This window comes from Streptomyces sp. NBC_01268, assembly GCF_036240795.1.
In the GTDB taxonomy this organism is placed as follows: Bacteria; Actinomycetota; Actinomycetes; order Streptomycetales; family Streptomycetaceae; genus Streptomyces.
Map to the genome: position 1 here is coordinate 3186203 of NZ_CP108454.1, position 18385 is coordinate 3204587.

Sequence of the window (18385 nt, forward strand, 5' to 3'; positions counted from 1 at the left end):
CGGCCGTGCGGGACCACTGTGACTCACACCTCGGCGTATCCGAGCCGGGCCGGGGGCTCCGCCGCGACGCCCTCCGCGGTGTCGGGCACCGGAGCCGTCCCGGACGGCCGGCGGAGGTATACCGCCCAGGTCACCACCATGCACGCAGCGTAGAAGGCGAGGAAGGCCACGAAGGCGCCGGTGCCGCTGCCGACCGTCAGGAAGGACTGCCGGAAGGCCAGGTTGATGCCGAGTCCGCCGACCGCGCCGAGCGCGCCGATGAGCCCCATGGCGGCCCCGGAGATGCGCCGCCCGTACGCCTCGGCGGCCTCTCCCGCGAGGCCCTCGCGGTGCGCCTGGGCGAGGAAGATCGCCGGGATCATCTTGTACGTGGAGCCGTTGCCGAGCCCGCTGAGGGCGAAGAGCGCGATGAAGCCGACGAGGAACACGGTCAGGGACTCGGCGACCGACGCGTAGATCACGACCCCGGTAGCGGCGGCCATCGCGGCGAAGGTCACGAGGGTGATGCGTGCGCCGCCGTGCCGGTCGGCGAGCGCGCCGCCGAGGGGCCGCACGAGCGAGCCGAGCAGCGGCCCGATGAAGGTGAGCGAGGCGGCCTGGAGCGGGGTGCGCCCGAACTGGGTCTGCAGGACCAGGCCGAAGGCGAAGCCGTAGCCGATGAAGGAGCCGAAGGTCCCCACGTACAGGAAGGCCACGATCCAGGTGTGACGGGCCGTCACGGCCTCCTTCACGGCGCCGGTGTCGTTCCTGACGGGGGCGAGGTTGTCCATGAACAGGGCGGCGCACACGGCGGCGACGACGACCAGCGGCAGGTAGACGCCGAGGACGAGACGCGGGTGCAGGGCGCCGGCGGTGCCGATGACGAGGAGTCCGACGAGCTGGACGACGGGGACGCCGATGTTGCCGCCGCCCGCGTTGAGGCCGAGCGCCCAGCCCTTCTTCCGCAGCGGGAAGAAGGCGTTGATGTTGGTCATGGAGGAGGCGAAGTTGCCGCCGCCGACGCCGGTGAGCGCGGCGACGAGCAGGAAGGTGCCGTACGAGGTGCCCGGCTCCATCACCGCGTAGGCGAGGCCCGTCGGCAGCAGCAGCAACAGGGCGCTGAGGACGGTCCAGTTGCGGCCGCCGAAGCGGGCGACGGCGAAGGTGTACGGGATGCGGACGAACGCGCCGACCAGGGTGGCGGTCGCGATCAGGAAGAACTTGCCGGCCGGGTCCACGCCGTACCCGGGGCCCATGAAGAGGACCATCACGGACCAGAGGCTCCAGACCGAGAAGCCGATGTGCTCGGCGAGCACGGAGAACCACAGGTTCCTGCGGGCGATCCGCTCGCCCCCCTCCCGCCAGAAGGCCTCGTCCTCCGGCTCCCACCGTTCGATCCACCGGCCGCCCATGTCGTACCTCCACGGTGTCGTGTTCTTTGCGACGACGCTAGGAAGGCCGCGTTTCAGGGCGGTGGCGGGAGGTGACGGGTACGGAACCTTGCTCTCACCCGGTGTGCGGGGGTGCTGTGAGCGCCCCCAGCACCTCCCCGTCCGGCAGCCAGGAGCCGGCCGGGCGCTCGTGCCAGCCCTCGTCGGCGGCGAGCTCGGCGGCGGCCCGGCGCAGGGCGTCGAGCCCGGGGTGCCGCAGCCCCTTGCGCCACACCAGGCTCACGGGCGACAGCGGCACGGGGGCGACGAGGGGCCGCAGCACACAGCCCGGCATCGGCGGGAAGTCGACCACGGCGAGGACCGGGGTCGGGGCCTTGGCCATGATCCGGCGGAACTCCTCCATTCCGACGACGAGCGGCGCGGGCGGGGCGACGCGGACGCCGTGCCCGGCGAACAGGCGGGTGGCGAGATCGGTCCACTCGGGCGTGCGGTCGTTGCCCGCGCCCGCGTAGACGTCCCGGCCGGCGAGGGCGCCGAGCGGGACCTCGGGCAGCGGGGCGAGCGGATCGCCCTCCGGGAGCAGCACGGCCATCGGCTCGTACCGCACGAACTGCGCCTCCAGGCGCCCGCGCAGCGCGGGGTCGAGCCCTCCGTACCGCCCGAAGGAGACGTCGAGCCGGCCGGCGAGGATCTCCCGCGCCGCACCCGTGAGGCCGCTCTCGTAGCGGGCCATCAGCTCCAGTTGCGGGGCGAGTTCGCGGGCCCGGTGGATCACCTGCTCGTGGCCGAGGCCGGCGCTGTTGAGGTCGACGAGGAGCGGGCGGGGCGTGCCGCGGAAGGCGTCGGCGAGTTCGGCGTACGCGGTGAGGACGCGGTGCGCGTACGGCAGGAGCCGCTCGCCGTCCGGGGTGAGCGCGACCTGCCGGGTGGAGCGGACGAACAGCTCGGCGCCCAGCTCCCGTTCGAGCCGCCGGATGTCACGGCTGAGGGCCTGCTGGGCGGTGTAGAGGCGGGCTGCGGCGCGGGTGAAGTGGAGCTCCTCCGCGACGGCGACGAAGGAGCGCAGGAGTCGGGGGTCGAGGTCACCGGAGTTGCTCACCCCCGCATTCAACAACAGAAGTGCGTGAATGCGGCCCGAAAGGGTGTTGGACCGCCAGGGCCGTGCCGACAGAACCTTGATCCATGCCACACCCGGACCTGATCCTGACCCCCGCGGGTCCCACCTTGATCCCCCGCCACACGCCCCGCCCGGCCACGCCCGGCGGCTCGGCCCTGCCCAGCGCTTCGGCCACGCCCGCCACCACGGCCCTGCCCGCCAGCGCCACCGGCACCGGCACCGGCACCCTCCCCTCCGCCCGGCCCCCGCGCCGGATGCCCGCCAACCCCTACCTCCGCCTCTTCGCCCTCCCGGGCGCCCGGGCCTTCACCCTGGGCAACCTGCTCGCCCGGCTGCCCATGGGCATGTTCGGCGTCAGCGCCCTCGTCATGATCGCCGGGGCGTACGGCTCCTACGCCCTCGCCGGCGCCGTCGGCGCCGTCGGCATGGCTGCCGGGGCGGTCACCGCGCCCTGGATCGCCCGGCTGGTCGACCGGTACGGCCAGGCGCGGATCGCCGTGCCCGCCACCGTCCACGCGGTCCTGGGCCGGCTCGTCCTGCTGCTCTGCGCGCACGCCCAGGCCCCGGCCTGGACCCTCTTCGTGACGACCGCGCTCACCGCCACCGCCCCCAACACCGGCGGCATGTCCCGGGCCCGCTGGGCGTACCTGCTCAAGGACGACCCGGACGCCCTGCACACCGCCAACGCCTTCGAGCAGGCCGCCGACGAGCTGTGCTTCATGCTCGGCCCGGTGCTCGCCGCCCTCCTCTGCTCCGCGCTCTTCCCCGAGGCGGGCACCCTGGTCGCCGCCGTCCTCTTCCTGGCCGGGGTGCTGCTCTTCGCCGCACAGCGCTCCACCGAGCCGCCGGTCGCCCCGCGCACCGCGGGCGGCTCCCCGGTGCGCGCGCCGGGCGTGCCGGCCCTGCTCGCGGTCTTCCTCGCCACCGGCGCGGTGTTCGGCGCGATGGAGGTCGTCACCCTGGCGTACGTGGACGGACCGGCCGCGGGTCCGGTCCTCGCCCTCCAGGCCGCGGGCTCCTGCGCGGCAGGCCTGGCCTACGGGCGCGCCCGCCGCTCGCCCCGGCTCGCGGGCTGCCTCGCGGCGCTGGCGGCCCTGATGGCGCTCCCGCTGCTCGCCGCCCTCACCGGCTCGCTGCTCGCCCTGGCGGGCGCCCTGCTGGCGGCGGGGATGGCGATCGCCCCGACGATGGTCACCGGCATGACCCAGGTCCAGCGGCTGACCCCGCCGGACCGCCTGAACGAGGGCATGACCCTGGCGGTGACCGCCCTGCTCGGCGGCATCGCGGCGGGCTCGGCCACGGGCGGCTGGCTGGCCGAGCACGCCCCGACGCCCACGTACGGCTTCCTGGCCCCCGTCACGGCGGCGGCCCTGGCCCTGCTGCTGTGCCTGGCGACCCGGGCGGACCGCCCGCGGACCCCGGCGAAGACAGGGGGCCGGGCATGACGAAGGCCCGGCGGTCGTATGACGACCACCGGGCCTTCGCCCACATGGGATGAGTGGAGATGGCGGGAATCGAACCCGCGTCCAACGGTGCAGAAAGAGGGCTTCTCCGTGTGCAGTCTGGTACGAGTTTCTCAGCCCTCCGGATCACCCAGACAAGTCCGGAACGGGCTCAGTCACTGTTTGATTTCCCTCAGGCCCCCGTGACCGGGGCTAGAGGTTTAGATCCCTAAATGACGCCAGGATCCGGGTCGGGACCACCCCCGGGCTGACGCTCCTCACAGAGGCTTCTACTCGTTACCTAAAATTAGGCAGCGAGGGCGAAGCGGGAGTTATCGCTCTTGGAGTTGGCGATTATTGGTTGCGACATATGGTTAACGAGATCATTGCCGCTTCCTCGACACGCTTCCCCTGCTTCGACATCCGCTGTCGAAACCGATCATCCCCATGTTGATTTTTCAAACCACGCACCCGCTGTGAGGTGCAGGCCCCATCGTACGTGACCGGGGGCCACGGTAGCCAGCGCATTAACCCCGGACGACTACACCTGGCTCGCCCGCTGACGCCGCTTGGCCGCCGCGATGGCCCGGTTCGTCTCTCGGGTGTCCTGCTGCTCCCGCAGCGTCTGCCGCTTGTCGTACTCCTTCTTGCCCTTGGCGAGCGCGATCTCGCACTTCACCCGGCTGCCCAGGAAGTAGAGGGCGAGGGGCACGATCGTGTGACCCGTCTCCGACGCCTTCTGCTCCAGCTTGTCGATCTCCTCCCGGTGCATCAGCAGCTTGCGCTTCCGCTTCGCCGAGTGGTTGGTCCAGCTGCCCTGCATGTACTCGGGCACGTGGATGTTGTACAGCCAGGCTTCGTTGCCCTCGATCTGGACGAAGCCGTCGACGAGCGACGCCCTGCCCATCCGGAGCGACTTCACCTCGGTGCCCATGAGCACCACACCGCACTCGTACGTGTCGATGATGTGGTAGTCGTGCCGCGCCTTCTTGTTCTGCGCGATGAGCTTGCGCTCCGGCCCCTTGTCCTGGCTCTTCTTGTTCGCAGGCTTGCCCTGCACGTTGACGAGTCCCTTTGCCATAGTGCGCTCATTTTCGCACTACGAGGGCCCTCCGAGGCCACTCAATACCGTACGGGCCCGTTCTTCGGCCCGATCGCCGGCCGTGAGGTCCGGCGTGATGCCCCGGCCGTCCACCGCGTGCCCGGCGGGCGTGCGGTAGTGGCCGACGGTGAGCTCGGCGACGGAGCCGTCGGGCAGGGTGCTCGGCATCTGCACCGATCCCTTGCCGAAGGTCCGGGAGCCCACCGTGACGGCCCGGCCACGGTCCTGCAGGGCGCCGGTCAGCAGCTCGGCCGCGCTCATGGTGCCGCCGTCGATCAGCGCCACCAGGGGCCGCACGGTGTCGCCGCCGCCCTCCGCGTACACCGCGCGCTGCTCACCCTCCACGTCGTACGTGGCGACCAGCCCGCCGTCGAGGAAGGCGGAGGCGGCGACCGCCGCCTCGGCGAGCAGACCGCCGGCGTTGCCCCGCAGGTCGAGCAGGACCCCGGCACCGGACGGCGCCGAGCGCACGGCCGCCCGGACCCGCTCCCCCGTGCCCTTGGTGAAGGCGGCCACCCGGATCAGCACGGTGCCGTCGTCGAGCCGGCGGACGGTGACGGGATGGGTGGCGAGCCGGGCCCGGCGCAGGTGCTGCGTCCAGGAGGCACGGCCGCGCTCCACTCCGAGGGTGACGGCGGAGCCCGAGACGCCCTTGCCGCGCAGCAGCGAGACGACCTCGGAGACGGACAGGCCGGCGACCGGGCGCCCGTCGACGGCGGTGAGCAGGTCGCCGGGGCGCAGTCCGGCGCGGTCGGCGGGGCCGCCGCCCTGGATCCGGCTGATCTCGACCCGGCCCCCGGAGGTCCTGCGGGCGGAGAGCCCGACGCCCGTGTAGGCGCCGTCGAGGGCCTGCTCGAACTCGGCGTACTCGTGCTTGTCGTACACCGCGCCCCAGCGGTCGCCGCTGCGGCTGACGAACTCCTCGGCGGCCTTCTTGCCGGACTTGCCGTCGGCGACGGCCTCGGCGGCGGCGCGGGCCAGCGCCGCCCGGTCGACGGTCGCACGGGTCGCCGCGGGGGCCGGCAGGAGCTCGCGGGCCTGCTCCCGGCGCGGCAGCGAGCCGGTGGCCGCCGCCGTGCCGAGCACTCCGGCGAAGACCAACGTCAAGGCGGCCCCACGGAGGACTCCGCGGGGCCGTCGACAGAACTCGGGGCCGGCACCGGCACGCATGCGGCCCACTCTAGGACAAGCGAATGGCGCCGTACGGCTGTTGACCGGACGGCGCCATTCTCTTACCCCGAGTGGACTGTCACACCTTCAGGTACTTGCGCAGCGCGATGAAGGCGGCAAGGGCGGGCATCAGCAGCCCCACGGCGATGACCAGCGGCAGCTTGGAGAGCACCGCGTCCCATCCGATGAAGTTGACCAGCGCCATCTTGTCGGCGAGCGCGAGGCCGTGGTCGATCAGGAAGTAGCGCCCGACCAGCAGCATCACCGAGGCGACGGCGCCACCCAGGAGACCGGCGAAGGCGGCCTCCATGATGAACGGCATCTGGATGTAGAAGTTGGTCGCGCCGACCAGCCGCATGATGCCGGTCTCGCGCCGTCGGCTGAAGGCGGAGACGCGCACCGTGTTGACGATCAGGATCAGCGCGATGACCAGCATCAGGGCCATCACGTAGAGCGCGACGACGTTCATGCCGTTCATGAGGTCGAAGAGGTTCTGCAGGATGCCCCGCTGGTCCTGGACGGACTCGACGCCGTCCCGCCCGGCGAAGGCGGTCGCGACGACCTTGTACTTCTCCGGGTCCTTCAGCTTGACCCGGAAGGACTCCTGCATCTGGTCCGGGGTGACGACCGAGGCGATGGCCGTGTCCCCGTACTGCTCCTTGTAGTGCTTGTAGGCCTCGTCGGCGGACTCGCGGTGGACCGTCTCGACGATGTCCATCTTCTTCAGATCGGCCTCGATCTGCTCCTTCTGCTGCGCGGTGACCGCGCCCTTGGCGCACTTGGGCGAGGTGGCCCCGTCGCTCTTGTTGCAGAGGAAGATGGAGACGTTGACCTTGTCGTACCAGTAGTCCTTCATCGTGCTGACCTGCTCGCGCATGAGCAGCGCACCGCCGAACAGGGCGAGCGAGAGGGCCACGGAGACGACGACGGCGAAGGTCATCGTCAGATTGCGCCGGAGACCGACCATGATCTCCGAGAGCACGAACTGAGCGCGCATGTGTCTGTATCCCCTACCGGCTCAGTGCTGATATCCGTAGACGCCGCGCGCCTGGTCTCGGACGAGACGGCCCTTCTCGAGCTCGATGACGCGCTTGCGCATCTGGTCGACGATGTTCTGGTCGTGGGTCGCCATGACGACGGTGGTCCCTGTCCTGTTGATCCGGTCGAGCAGCTTCATGATGCCGACGGAGGTCTGCGGGTCGAGGTTGCCGGTGGGCTCGTCGGCGATCAGCAGCATCGGCCGGTTGACGAAGGCCCGCGCGATGGCGACGCGCTGCTGCTCACCACCGGACAGCTCGCCCGGCATGCGGTCCTCCTTGCCGCCCAGGCCGACCAGGTCGAGCACCTGGGGGACGGCCTTGCGGATCTCGCCGCGCGGCTTGCCGATGACCTCCTGGGCGAAGGCCACGTTCTCGGCGACGGTCTTGTTCGGCAGCAGGCGGAAGTCCTGGAAGACCGTCCCCAGCTGGCGCCGCATGTGCGGCACCTTCCAGTTGGACAGCCGGGCGAGGTCCTTGCCCAGAACGTGCACCTGGCCTTGGCTGGTGCGCTCCTCGCGCAGGATCAGCCGCAGAAAGGTCGACTTTCCGGAGCCGGAGGAACCGACGAGGAAGACGAACTCCCCCTTCTCGATCTCCAGGGACACATCCCGGAGCGCGGGGCGGTTCTGCTTCGGATAGGACTTGGAGACGTTGTCGAATCGAATCACGGATGCACCACGGTCGGCCGGGAGTAGGTGTGCGTGACCATACGCGAACGGGGATGGCCCGCGCAGTCGCGGTCCGGACTTGTGTGCTTTATCCTTTTCGCGCCTCGGTACTCCCTCTCGCGGGGCGCGCCGAAAACCGCCGGAGCTGGCACAGTGGTAAGGGAACGCCCGGAAGGCCCGGACCGTTCTCCTTGGTAAGGGGTCGAAGGATCGTAAAGATCACCAGGCTCGTGCGGATCACAAGGATCCCCGCGCGGGAGGAGGAGAGCGCATGACCTACGACCGACTGGTGTGCGCCAACTGTGCGGCCCCCGTCGCGGAGGGCCGCTGCCCCGTCTGCCGCGCCAACCGAGAGCGCCTGCCCCAGCCGACCGGCCTGACCCCGGCGATGCTCCTGACCCTGGCCCTCGCCCTGGTGGCGACGATGGCCCTGCTGGCGGCGCTGCGGGGGGCGTAGGAGCCCGCGGGCGAGCCGTACACACATACATAGGGGTACACGTGAAGAAGGCCGGGGCGATCCGCCCCGGCCTTCTTCACGTCCCGATGCCTCGATCAGGCGACGGTCCGCCCGCCGCCCACGAGGCGCGGCAGCATGCGGAAGCCGATGCCACCGGCGATCATGGTCGCGGCACCGATGATCAGGAACGAGGTCTCGGCGGCGCCGGTCTCGGCCAGCTCCTCCTTGGCCTTGCCCTGCTCGACGGGCTGCGAGCCGGCGTTGTTGGTGCCCGGGCCGTTGTCCACGCACTCGGCGCCGTCGAGGTCGACGGTGCAGGTGCCGGCGCCGTTGTCATTGTCGTCGCCACCGGGCGTCGACGGCTGACCGGTCGGCTGCGGGGAGTCCGTCGGCCCCGGCTCCGAGGTCTTGGTCGGCTTCGGGCCCGGGCCCGAGGTCTTCGTCGGCTCCGGGTCGACCGTCTTGGTCGGCTCGGGGTCCGTCGTCTTGGTGGGCTCCGGGTCCGTGGTCTTCGTCGGCTCCGGGTCCGTGGTCTTCGTCGGCTCGGGGTCCGTGGTCTTCGTCGGCTCCGGGTCCGTCGTCTTCGTCGGCTCCGGGTCCGTGGTCTTCGTCGGCTCCGGGCAGAGCGTCGGGTCGATCTCGCAACCCGGGTCCTCGCTGTTGACCTCGGAGCTGAAACCGATGCTGACACCCACGGCCTGCGCGGCACCGGCCGCGGTCAGCGAGGCGCCGGCGGCGATGACCGCACCGGCCGCTATACGCGCGAAACGAACCCGCGTCTTCTTCGTCATCTGGCTGCTACCCCCAGTAGCTCATCTCGTCTGTAGAGCTGCGCTCGGGGCTCGGACGCTGGGCACGGTCGAAGCGAACTCGCTGGACCTGCCCCCGTTCACACGCGCCCCAGTTACACGCATGCCGCCGGCCAGCCTTCCGAGTTTCCGATGACCAGTCAAGGTCGTTGCGCGTGCGATGCCCGAAAGATCACGAGTTGCCCCGCATGCGGCGATGCAACTGTGACGTAAACCCGGAACTGCCGCTCCCGCAAGGCCAGTTCCCATGTCGACAAAGCGTCAGGCACGCGTTACGTCCGCTTGCTCGCGCGAATCCCGACCCGTGCACCCGGAGCGCGCAAAAGGGTCGGGCCCACTCCCGTGGGGAGTGGGCCCGACACCAGAGGACGAGAGGCGACTAGCTCGCCTGCTCCTGCTGCTTGCGCCAGCGGATGCCCGCCTCCAGGAAGCCGTCGATCTCGCCGTCCAGGACGGACTGCGGGTTGCCGACCTCGAACTCCGTGCGGAGGTCCTTGACCATCTGGTACGGGTGCAGGACGTAGGAGCGCATCTGGTTGCCCCAGGAGCTGCCGCTGTCCTTGAGCGCGTCCATCCTGGCGCGCTCCTCCTGGCGCTGGCGCTCCAGGAGCTTGGCCTGGAGGACGTTCATGGCGCTCGCCTTGTTCTGGATCTGGGAGCGCTCGTTCTGGCAGGAGACCACGATGCCGGTCGGGATGTGCGTGATGCGCACGGCCGAGTCGGTGGTGTTGACGCCCTGGCCGCCGGGGCCGGAGGCGCGGTAGACGTCGACGCGGAGGTCGGAGTCGTCGATCTCGACGTGGTCGGAGGACTCGACGACCGGCAGGATCTCGACACCGGCGAAGGAGGTCTGGCGACGGCCCTGGTTGTCGAAGGGCGAGATGCGGACCAGGCGGTGGGTGCCCTGCTCGACCGAGAGGGTGCCGTAGGCGTACGGGGCCTTGACCACGAAGGTGGTCGACTTGATGCCGGCCTCTTCCGCGTACGAGGTCTCGTAGATCTCCGTCGAGTAGCCGTGGCGCTCGGCCCAGCGCAGGTACATGCGCTGGAGGCGCTCGGCGAAGTCGGAGGCGTCGACGCCGCCGGCCTCGGCACGGATGTTGACCAGCGCCTCGCGCTCGTCGTACTCGCCGGAGAGGAGGGTGCGGACCTCCATCTCGTCGAGCGCCTTGCGGACGGCCGTCAGCTCGGTCTCGGCCTCGGCCCGGGTGTCCGGGTCGTCCATCTCCTCGGCGAGCTCGAAGAGCACTCCGAGGTCGTCGATACGGCCACGCAGCGTCTCGGTCTTGCGCACCTCGGCCTGGAGGTGCGACAGCTTGCTGGTGATCTTCTGCGCCGCCTCCGGGTCGTCCCAGAGGGACGGGGCCGCGGCCTGCTCTTCGAGCACGGCGATGTCTGCCCTCAACTTATCGAGGTCCAGAACGGCCTCGATCGACCCCATGGTCGAGGAGAGGGACTTCAGCTCTTCGGATACATCGACGACTGCCACGCGTCCAGCGTAACGGCTCCCGGCCCGGAGCCGGACCCGTGCCCGCCTACGGCTGCGAGGACTGCTTCGAGTCCTGCGGCGGGGCGTCGCCGTCCCCGGACACCGCCAGGTAGCCGCCCGCCCCCAGCGCGCCCGCCAGGACGACCGCGGCGACGGTGAGCGTGATCCGGCGTTTGCGGACCGTCTCGGCCTTGTGCCGGGCGGAGCCGGGCCGTCTGGCGCTCGCGGAGCGGGGGGCGCGGGCGGTGCCCAGCGGGCCGCCGGAGAGCTCGTCGGGGCCGGGGACCCGCATGGAGGTGTGGGTGTCCCGGTTGGAGTCGGTCGAGGCACCGGGGACGAGGGGGACGGCGGCCCGGCGCGGTGCGGGCTCGCCCGCACCGGTCGGGAACGGGTCCTCCTCGTACGCGGGTTCCGTCGCCGGGTCCGCGTCGGGCTCGTCCACGTCGAGCGGCGGGATGCCCTTGAGCAGCGGCAGCACGTCCCGCAGCCGGGCGCCCAGCTCCGAGGCGCGCAGCCGGGAGGCGGGCGCCTTGGCGAGGCACTGGACGATCAGCTGCCACAGCTCCTCGGGGATGCCGGGCAGCGGGACGACGGTCTCGGTGACGTGGCGGCGCAGTACGGCGCCGGGGTGGCCGCCGCCGAAGGGCGTGAAGCCGGCGAGCAGCTCGTACAGGACGGTCGCGAGGGCGTAGATGTCGACGGCGGCGCGCGGCGGCAGGCCCTCGACGATCTCGGGGGCGAGGTAGTCGGGGGTGCCGATGATCCGGGTGGCCTTGGTGCGGCCGGGGGTGTCGATCAGCTTGGCGACGCCGAAGTCGGTGAGGAGGGCGGGGTGGGCGCCGCCGGGGCCGAGGGGCCCCTCCATGTCGAGCAGGATGTTCTCGGGCTTGACGTCCCGGTGGACGACGCCGGCCTTGTGGGCGGCGGCCAGGCCGTCGGCGACGTCGGCGATGATCGCGACGGCGGCCTCGGGGGCGAGCCGGCGTTCCCGGTCGAGGCGGGTGCGCAGGTCGGTGCCGCGGATGAGGTCCATGACCAGCGCCAGGTCGTTGCCGTCGACGACGAGGTCGCGGACGGAGACGACGTGCGGATGGTCGAGCCCGAGCAGGGCGGTGCGCTCCCGGACGAAGCGGCCGACGAGCTCCTGGTCGGAGGCGAGGTCCTCGCGCAGCAGCTTGATGGCGACGGGCCCCTCGGGGCCCTCGCCGAGCCACACCGTGCCCGCGCTGCCCCGCCCGAGGATCTGGTGGGCCGTGTAGCGGCTGCCGATATTCCGTGCCAAGACTGCTCCCTCAGCGGCTGCGGTTCGCGTCAAAGTTACGCGGCCGAGGGCGCCCACCGGCACTTCCGAGGGGAAATCACCCCTCGGAAGTCGACAAAGAGACAGTATGGGCCCCCGAACGGGGCCGGCCGCCCCTGTGCCGCGGCCCCGCGGCTACTGGCCCGTACCGCCGGTAGTACCGCTGCCGCCGGTGGATTCGCCGATCGACGAGACCCAGTCGGAGATCGAGCTGATCCCGTCGCCGATGGCCTGCCAGTAGCCCTTGCCCTGGGCGACCCAGTCCTGGAGCGGGGTGAGCTCCCAGACGAGCCAGCCCGCGACCACGAACAGCACGATCGTGAACAGGCAGCCCTTGAGGCAGCCGAGGCCCGGGATCCGCATCGGGTTGGCACCGCGCTGGCGCGGCGGACGCGGCTCGCGCGGCGCCTGGGCGGGCGGCGCGGAGTGCGGCGGCGGCTGCGGGGGCGCGTACGGCTGCTGCTGCGGCTGCGGCGCGTACTGCTGCCGCTGGGGCGGCTGGGGCGCGTACGGCTGGGGCTGCTGCTGGTACTGCTGCGGCTGCGGCGGGCGCTGTTGCTGCTGGTACTGCTGCGGCTGCTGATGCTGCGGCGGCCGCTGCTGGTACTGCGGCGGCCGGCCCTGCTGCTGCCCCTGCGGCGGCTGCCCCTGGTACTGCTGCGGCTGGCGCTGCGGGCGGCGGCGCAGCGGGTCGTCGTTCGGGTCCAGGTACTGCATCTGCGTCTGCTCGTTGCGGTCGCGGACCGCGCGCAGCTGGCTCTCCCACGGGTGCGGCGCGTCGCTCGGCGGCGAGGCCTGGGGCGGCTGCGACGGTACGGGGGGCATGACGGCGGTCGGGTCGGCCGCGCCGGTCGCCGGGAGCACCGCCGTCGGGTCCGCCGCGCCGGCCGGGCCGCCGGTCTGCATCACGCTGGTCGGGGCCGCCGGGTCGTACTGCCCGGCGCCGCTCGGCAGCACCTGGGTGGCGCCGGCCGGGTCCACGCCCGGGGTCTCGGGGACGGGCGCCGGGGCCGGGTCGGGGGCGAGCAGGGCGCCCACGCCGTCCGCGGCCTCGATCTGGGCCGGGGTGGAGTGCACGCCGATGCCGGCGGCGACCGTGCGCAGGCCGCGGGCCAGGTTCTCGGCGCTGGGGCGCCGGTCCGGGTCCTTGCTCAGGCAGCGCTCTATCACCGTCCACAGCGGACCGGGCACGGTCGAGGGGCGGCGCGGCTCCTCGCTCAGGTGCCGGTGCAGGACCTCCAGAGCCGTGCCGCCGGCGAACGGCGGGCGGCCGGTGACCAGCTCGTACAGCAGGATGCCGGCGCCGTAGACGTCGACGGCGGAGGTCTGCGGGCGGCCCTCGGCGGACTCCGGCGCGACGTACGCGGGCGTGCCGACGAACTCGTGGGTGCGGGTCAGGCCCGGGGAGTCGGCGAGCCGCGCGATGCCGAAGTCGGTCAGCATCGGGAACATGGCGCCGTCCCGCTCGTCGAGCAGCACGTTGGCGGGCTTGAGGTCGCGGTGGACGACGCCGGCGGCGTGGCTCGCGGCGAGCGCGTCGGCGACCTGCGCGGTCAGCAGCGCGGCGGCGACCGGGGTGAGCGGGCCGTTCTCGCGGATGTAGCGGTGCAGGTCGGGGCCGTCGACGAGGTCCATGACCAGGGCGAGCAGGTCGCCCTCCACGACGAGGTCGCGGGTGCGCACGATGTGGGGGTGGGTCAGCCGGAGCAGCACGGACCGCTCGCGCAGGAAGCGCATCACGATGTCCGGGTCGTTGGAGAGCTCCTCCTTGAGGACCTTGATCGCCACGGCCTCGCCGGGCCGGCCCTGCACGGCGGCGTCGGCGCCGGCCGCCTCCGTCTGGCGGGCTCGCCAGACGGTGCCCGTGGCGCCGCGGCCGAGCGGCTCCTCGAGCAGGTACTTGCTGCCGATAGGCCGCACGTCACGCGCTCCCTGCTGATCGTGGTCCTGGGACGCCCCCGGGGGGTCTGATGAGGGTCCCCGGGGTTCCTGTGTGTTCTGTGACCCGTCCGGGTGTCCGACCCACTTTAGTGCCGCCGAACGGGTCATCGACCGTGCCCTGGAGGGCGTATTCCGGTGGGCCGGGTGGGGCCGGCCCGGGGATGTCGCCGGGTCCGACCCGCGAGGGAACGGGTTCCGCCCTGTCCGGAACGGAGACGCCCGGTACGCGGCGGAGGTTGCCGGAAGCGACGCGAGACATACGCAACCAGGCGTTTTCGCGTCGCCGTGCGATCGAACAAGATCACTTCTGGACGACCCGTGGGCGGGTTGTCAGCGGCAGGTGCGAGGATGCCTACAGCACGTCGTGTCGAGGGTCGGGAGCCCTCGCACCGTGCCGACCTGAACCGGACGACGCGTCCGTGCCGGGTGGGGGGAGTCAGTGGGCAGTTCCCCCGCCGGGCGCGCCGCGCAGAAGGGACCGCTGACGGCGATGCAGATCCGGCTGACCGTCCTCGCGCCGCACGCCGGCCACGGCGCGGGGCGCGCCTGCGACGTGCTCGTCACCGCCCCCGCGGGGACGGAGCTGGCCGCCGTGGCCTCCTCCCTCGCCGCGGCCGTCTCGGGCCCCGACACCTCCTCCTCCGGCACGACCGTGCTCTACGCGGGCGTCGAGCGGCTGGACACCCGGCGCTGCGTGCTCGGCGAGCCGCCGCTGGTCGACGGGGCGGTCCTCTCCCTCCAGGTGCCCGGCCCCGACGACGGGATAGGCGAGGGCGCTCCGGCCCGGCTGCACGTGGTGGCGGGACCGGACGCCGGCGGCGTGCATCTGCTGCACGGCGGAGCGATCAGAATCGGCCGTTCCGTCGACGCTGACGTGCCGCTCGACGACCCGGACGTCTCGCGGGCCCACTGCACGGTGACGGTCGGCCCCGACGGCCGCGTCACGGTCACGGACCAGGGCTCCACCAACGGGACGACCCTCGACGGCGCCCCGGTCGGCCCGCAGCCCGTCCGCTTCCCCCCGGGCGCCGTGCTGCGCGTCGGCGAGTCCGCGCTGCGCCTGACCGGCGGGGCCGGGCCGGGCGGCACGGGCAGGTCGGGCGGTACGGGCACCGCCAGGAGCGCCGACCGCTCCGACACCCGGACCTCCGCCCGGCCCTCCTCCGCCGGCGCCGCCGCCTCCGCCCCGCCCGCCGACGACGGCCTCCCGACCGCCCCGGACGGCGAGGGCCACCTGCGCGTGCGCCGCGCCGGAGCCCCCGGCCCGGACGCCACGGACTCCCCCGGCGATACGGGGCAGGGGACGCGCCCCACGGCGTACGCACCGCCCCACGCCCCGGGGACGCTCTCCGAGGGCGCCACCTACGGCGGCTCCCGCGGCATCGCCACAGGCCCCGGCACCGGCTCCGGCGGCGACGCGCCCGGCGACGGCCACGCGCGCGCGCAGGAGCCCACCGGCTCCGAGGGCGAGGCCGGGATCGAGGCGCACAGCCGGACCCGGCAGACCCGCAAGCGCGGGCTCGGGGCCTGGGCCCGGCGGCTCGCGGGCGGCAAGGACGACGCGCGGACCGGCGAGACCGGCGAGTACGGCGTGGTTCCGGTGGCGGCCTTCGCCGAGACCAGACCCGGCAGCCTGCCCGGCACCGCCGCGGCGGGTCCCGTCCCCTCGCCCGACAGCTGGCCCGACCCCGCCGCCGTCCTGCTCACCGCGCTCGGCCCCGGCCGGCGCCTGTGGGAGCGGGACCTCGACCACCCCGAGGCCCTGGTGGTCCGGCTCGGCACGACGGACCGCGCGGAGCTGTCCGGAGTGCCGGTCACGGTCGGCCTGCGGGAGGCCGGTTCGCTGGGACTCGCCGGTCCCGGCGCGCGACTCGCGGGTCTGGCCCGCTCGGTCGTCGCGCAGCTGGCCGCCCTGCACTCCCCCGGCGACCTGGAGATCGTGCTGATCAGCGCCGACCGGAACCGCCCCTTGGAGGAGCGGCGCCGGGCCTGGGGCTGGCTCGGCTGGCTCCCGCACGTGCGGCCGGGGCACGGCCAGGACTGCCGGCTGCTCCTGGCGTACGACCGGGAGCAGGCGCAGGCGCGCCTGACGGAGCTCACCCGGCGGCTGGACGACGGTCCGCTCGGCGCGGGCTGGCCGAGCGCGGACCGGGCGACGGTCGCCGAGGCCGCCGCGCACCACGAGGGGCCGGCGACGGTCGTCATCGTGGACGGCGACCCCGGCTCCGCCGCGCTGCGCGAGACGGCGGCGCGGCTCGCCGCGGCGGGCGCGGCCTCCGGCATCCATCTGATCTGCCTCGCCGAGGCGCCCTCCGCCTCGCCCGCCTCCCCGGTGGCGGCGACGTACGAGGAGGCGTGCGCCTCCTCCTTCGCCTTCCGCGAGTGCGGGGCGGCGGCGCTGCTCAGCGGCGACGTGGCCACGGCGCTCCGGCTGCTGCGGACGGCCGGCGGCCGGGTCGCGGGGCACGGCACGGTCGGCGTGGTGGACGCGGTGTCGGTGGCGTGGGCCGAGCGGTTCGGCCGGGCCCTGGCCCCGCTGCGTACGGAGACGGCCGCGGGCGCGGGCCAGGGGCGGTCGGCCGCCCTGCCGCCCTCGGCGCGGCTCCTGGACGAGCTGGGCCTGGCCCGGGCCACCCCGGCGTCGCTGATGGCGCGCTGGGCCTCGGCCGCGGACGGCACGGTGGTCCTGGGCGCGGGCCCCCGCGGGCCGGTGGCCGTGGACCTCACCGCGGAGGGCCCCCACCTGCTGATCGAGGGCCCTGCGGGCAGCGGCCGCACCGAGCTGCTGCGGGCCATCGCCGCCTCCCTGGCGGCGGGCGGGCGCCCCGACCGGCTGGGGCTGCTCCTGGTCGACGGCGCGGGCGGCGAGCGTGGCGAGGGCCTCGCGGCCTGTACGGAGCTGCCGCACGTGACGGAACACCTGGTCGCCTCCGACCCGGTGCGGATGCGGGAGTTCGCGCAGGCGCTGGGCGGGGAGCTGAAGCGCCGCGCGGAGCTGCTGGGCGACACCCACTTCGCGGACCGCCGCTCCGGCCGCCTGATCGGCCAGCGGGCCGCGAGCGCCGCCGAGACCGTCTCCCCGACGGCCCGCGCCACCGCTCGCGTCCCGGAAGCCCGCGCGGGCACGGCGGACCTGACCGACCGCCCGAGCGGCCGCACCCTCCGCACCAGCGGCGGCGACCTGGGCGACACCCCGAGCAGCCGCCTGCCCCGCCCCGGGACGGGCGACGCCGGCGACCGCACCGGCAGCCGCACCCCCTACCCGGGCAACGGCCCGCACACTCCACCCCCCGGCTCCGACCTCCTCGGCGACCGCACCAGCAGCCGCACCCTGCGCGCCCACGGCGGCGACCTCACCGACACCCCCAGCGGCCGTCTGCCCCGCCCGGGCTCGGGCAACCTCGGCGACCGTGCCGGCAGCCGCACGCCCTACCCCGGCACGGACACCCGCACCCCGCCCCCCGGCTCGGACCTCCTGGGCGACCGCACCAGCAGCCGCACCCTGCGCGCCCACGGCGGCGACCTCACCGACACCCCGAGCGCCCGCCTGCCCCGCCCCGGGACCGGCGACCCGGCCGACCGCGCCGGCGGCCGCGCCCCGTACCCGGGCAGCGGCCCGCACACCCCGCCCCCCGGCTCCGACCTCCTCGGCGACTCGCCGAGCGGGCGGCTGTCCCGGCCCGGGGCGGGCGATCTGGGCGACCGTCCGAGCGGCCGCGCCCACCGGGCGGGCGCCGACGACCTCACGTACCTGCCCAGCGGGCGCACGGGGCGCGTCGAGGGCGGCGTGGCGGCGGGACCCCCGCAGCCGGCCGCCGAGGGGGCGGGCTCGCTGCCGCGGCTCGTCGTCCTCGTGGACGACTTCGACGCGCTGGTCGCGCCCGCGCTGGGCGCGCCGGGACGGCCGGCGGCCGGGTCGGTGGTGCGGGCCCTGGAGGCCGTCGCGCGCAACGGGGCGCGGCTCGGGGTGCACCTGATCGCCGCGTCGGCGCGGCCGGACCGGACGGTGGACACGGAGCTGGCGCACGGCGCGCGGCTGCGGATCGTGCTCGATCCGCCGCCCGCGGCGCCCGGCCCCGACGAGCCGCAGCCGGGTCGGGGACGCCTCGGGCACCCGGACGGCCGGGTGACGCCCTTCCAGACGGGCCGGGTCACCGGGCGCATCCCCCGCACGGCGACCCTGCGTCCGACGGTGGTCCCGCTGGAGTGGGAGCGGATGGGCGATCCGCCGACCCGCCGCCCGGTCCGCGAGCTGGGCAACGGCCCGACGGACCTGGCCCTGCTCGCCAGCGCCCTGGACCGGGCCGCCCGGTCCGTGGAGGCCACTCCCGTACCGCCGCTGACGTCACCCACGCACGCCTGACGACACGTCACGAGCCCATCACGATCCCCCGCTTGTCACGGAAGGCGGTATTGCGGGCCCCGGGCGCCCGGCGTAGACCTGAGCCCACGGGACCAGGAAGCGCGGGAGAGGCGGGGC

General features: G+C 73.7%; 13 protein-coding genes and 1 other RNA gene. 3 read left to right on the forward strand and 11 right to left on the reverse strand.

The window, feature by feature from the left end:
- Positions 1-23: 23 nt before the first annotated feature.
- Both OG309_RS14095 and OG309_RS14100 read right to left on the reverse strand, forming a co-directional pair.
- On the reverse strand, positions 24-1391 hold the full coding sequence (locus OG309_RS14095) for a nitrate/nitrite transporter (RefSeq protein ID WP_329420990.1): 1368 nt from the start codon (positions 1389-1391) through the stop codon (positions 24-26).
- Between the two features lie 94 nt (positions 1392-1485).
- Positions 1486-2469, reverse strand: coding sequence for a LysR family transcriptional regulator (locus OG309_RS14100; RefSeq protein ID WP_329420992.1), 984 nt, complete (start codon positions 2467-2469; stop codon positions 1486-1488).
- Between the two features lie 83 nt (positions 2470-2552).
- Here OG309_RS14100 and OG309_RS14105 point away from each other — a divergent pair, with 83 nt between their 5' ends.
- Positions 2553-3932 (forward strand): MFS transporter, encoded by a 1380-nt coding sequence (locus tag OG309_RS14105; RefSeq protein ID WP_443067564.1) that lies wholly within the window; start codon positions 2553-2555, stop codon positions 3930-3932.
- Positions 3933-3983: 51 nt separating this feature from the next.
- On the opposite strand, the gene ssrA is transcribed toward OG309_RS14105, so the two are convergent.
- From ssrA to ftsE, 5 genes are all read right to left on the reverse strand, one after another.
- Positions 3984-4376: a transfer-messenger RNA gene (gene ssrA, locus OG309_RS14110) on the reverse strand.
- Positions 4377-4470: 94 nt separating this feature from the next.
- Positions 4471-5010, reverse strand: a complete 540-nt coding sequence (smpB, locus tag OG309_RS14115) for an SsrA-binding protein SmpB (RefSeq protein ID WP_329420993.1) — start codon at positions 5008-5010, stop codon at positions 4471-4473.
- A gap of 18 nt (positions 5011-5028) precedes the next feature.
- The gene (locus OG309_RS14120) at positions 5029-6201 is read right to left on the reverse strand and encodes a S41 family peptidase (RefSeq protein WP_329420994.1); all 1173 of its coding nucleotides are present in this window, start codon (positions 6199-6201) and stop codon (positions 5029-5031) included.
- Between the two features lie 79 nt (positions 6202-6280).
- On the reverse strand, positions 6281-7198 hold the full coding sequence (ftsX, locus tag OG309_RS14125) for a permease-like cell division protein FtsX (protein ID WP_329420995.1): 918 nt from the start codon (positions 7196-7198) through the stop codon (positions 6281-6283).
- Between the two features lie 21 nt (positions 7199-7219).
- Positions 7220-7909, reverse strand: a complete 690-nt coding sequence (ftsE, locus tag OG309_RS14130) for a cell division ATP-binding protein FtsE (RefSeq protein ID WP_046910798.1) — start codon at positions 7907-7909, stop codon at positions 7220-7222.
- Positions 7910-8180: 271 nt separating this feature from the next.
- On the opposite strand from ftsE, the gene OG309_RS14135 reads away from it, so the two are divergent.
- Positions 8181-8366, forward strand: a complete 186-nt coding sequence (locus tag OG309_RS14135; protein ID WP_329420996.1) for a hypothetical protein — start codon at positions 8181-8183, stop codon at positions 8364-8366.
- A 95-nt stretch (positions 8367-8461) separates the two neighbouring features.
- Here OG309_RS14135 and OG309_RS14140 read toward each other — a convergent pair whose 3' ends face one another.
- The 4 genes from OG309_RS14140 to OG309_RS14155 form a co-directional block, all read right to left on the reverse strand.
- Positions 8462-9157 carry a hypothetical protein gene (locus tag OG309_RS14140; RefSeq protein ID WP_329420997.1) on the reverse strand — a complete coding sequence of 232 codons (696 nt, stop codon included), beginning with the start codon at positions 9155-9157 and terminating at the stop codon, positions 8462-8464.
- A 397-nt stretch (positions 9158-9554) separates the two neighbouring features.
- Positions 9555-10664: a peptide chain release factor 2 gene (gene prfB / locus OG309_RS14145; RefSeq protein ID WP_329420999.1), complete on the reverse strand. Its 1110-nt coding sequence runs from the start codon at positions 10662-10664 to the stop codon at positions 9555-9557.
- Between the two features lie 46 nt (positions 10665-10710).
- Positions 10711-11946, reverse strand: coding sequence for a serine/threonine-protein kinase (locus tag OG309_RS14150; RefSeq protein WP_329421000.1), 1236 nt, complete (start codon positions 11944-11946; stop codon positions 10711-10713).
- Positions 11947-12099: 153 nt separating this feature from the next.
- Entirely contained in the window at positions 12100-13884 is a 1785-nt protein-coding gene (locus OG309_RS14155) for a serine/threonine-protein kinase (RefSeq protein WP_329421001.1), read from the reverse strand.
- 511 nt (positions 13885-14395) lie between these two features.
- On the opposite strand from OG309_RS14155, the gene OG309_RS14160 reads away from it, so the two are divergent.
- Positions 14396-18268, forward strand: coding sequence for an FtsK/SpoIIIE domain-containing protein (locus OG309_RS14160; RefSeq protein WP_329428312.1), 3873 nt, complete (start codon positions 14396-14398; stop codon positions 18266-18268).
- Positions 18269-18385: the final 117 nt, after the last annotated feature.

Coding starts and splice junctions, on each gene's coding strand:
- OG309_RS14095 (WP_329420990.1), bottom strand. CDS start 1,391: ATGGGCGGCCGGTGGATCGAACGGTGGGAGCCGGAGGACGAGGCCTTC.
- OG309_RS14105 (WP_443067564.1), top strand. CDS start 2,553: ATGCCACACCCGGACCTGATCCTGACCCCCGCGGGTCCCACCTTGATC.
- smpB (WP_329420993.1), bottom strand. CDS start 5,010: ATGGCAAAGGGACTCGTCAACGTGCAGGGCAAGCCTGCGAACAAGAAG.
- OG309_RS14120 (WP_329420994.1), bottom strand. CDS start 6,201: ATGCGTGCCGGTGCCGGCCCCGAGTTCTGTCGACGGCCCCGCGGAGTC.
- ftsX (WP_329420995.1), bottom strand. CDS start 7,198: ATGCGCGCTCAGTTCGTGCTCTCGGAGATCATGGTCGGTCTCCGGCGC.
- OG309_RS14135 (WP_329420996.1), top strand. CDS start 8,181: ATGACCTACGACCGACTGGTGTGCGCCAACTGTGCGGCCCCCGTCGCG.
- OG309_RS14140 (WP_329420997.1), bottom strand. CDS start 9,157: ATGACGAAGAAGACGCGGGTTCGTTTCGCGCGTATAGCGGCCGGTGCG.
- OG309_RS14160 (WP_329428312.1), top strand. CDS start 14,396: ATGCAGATCCGGCTGACCGTCCTCGCGCCGCACGCCGGCCACGGCGCG.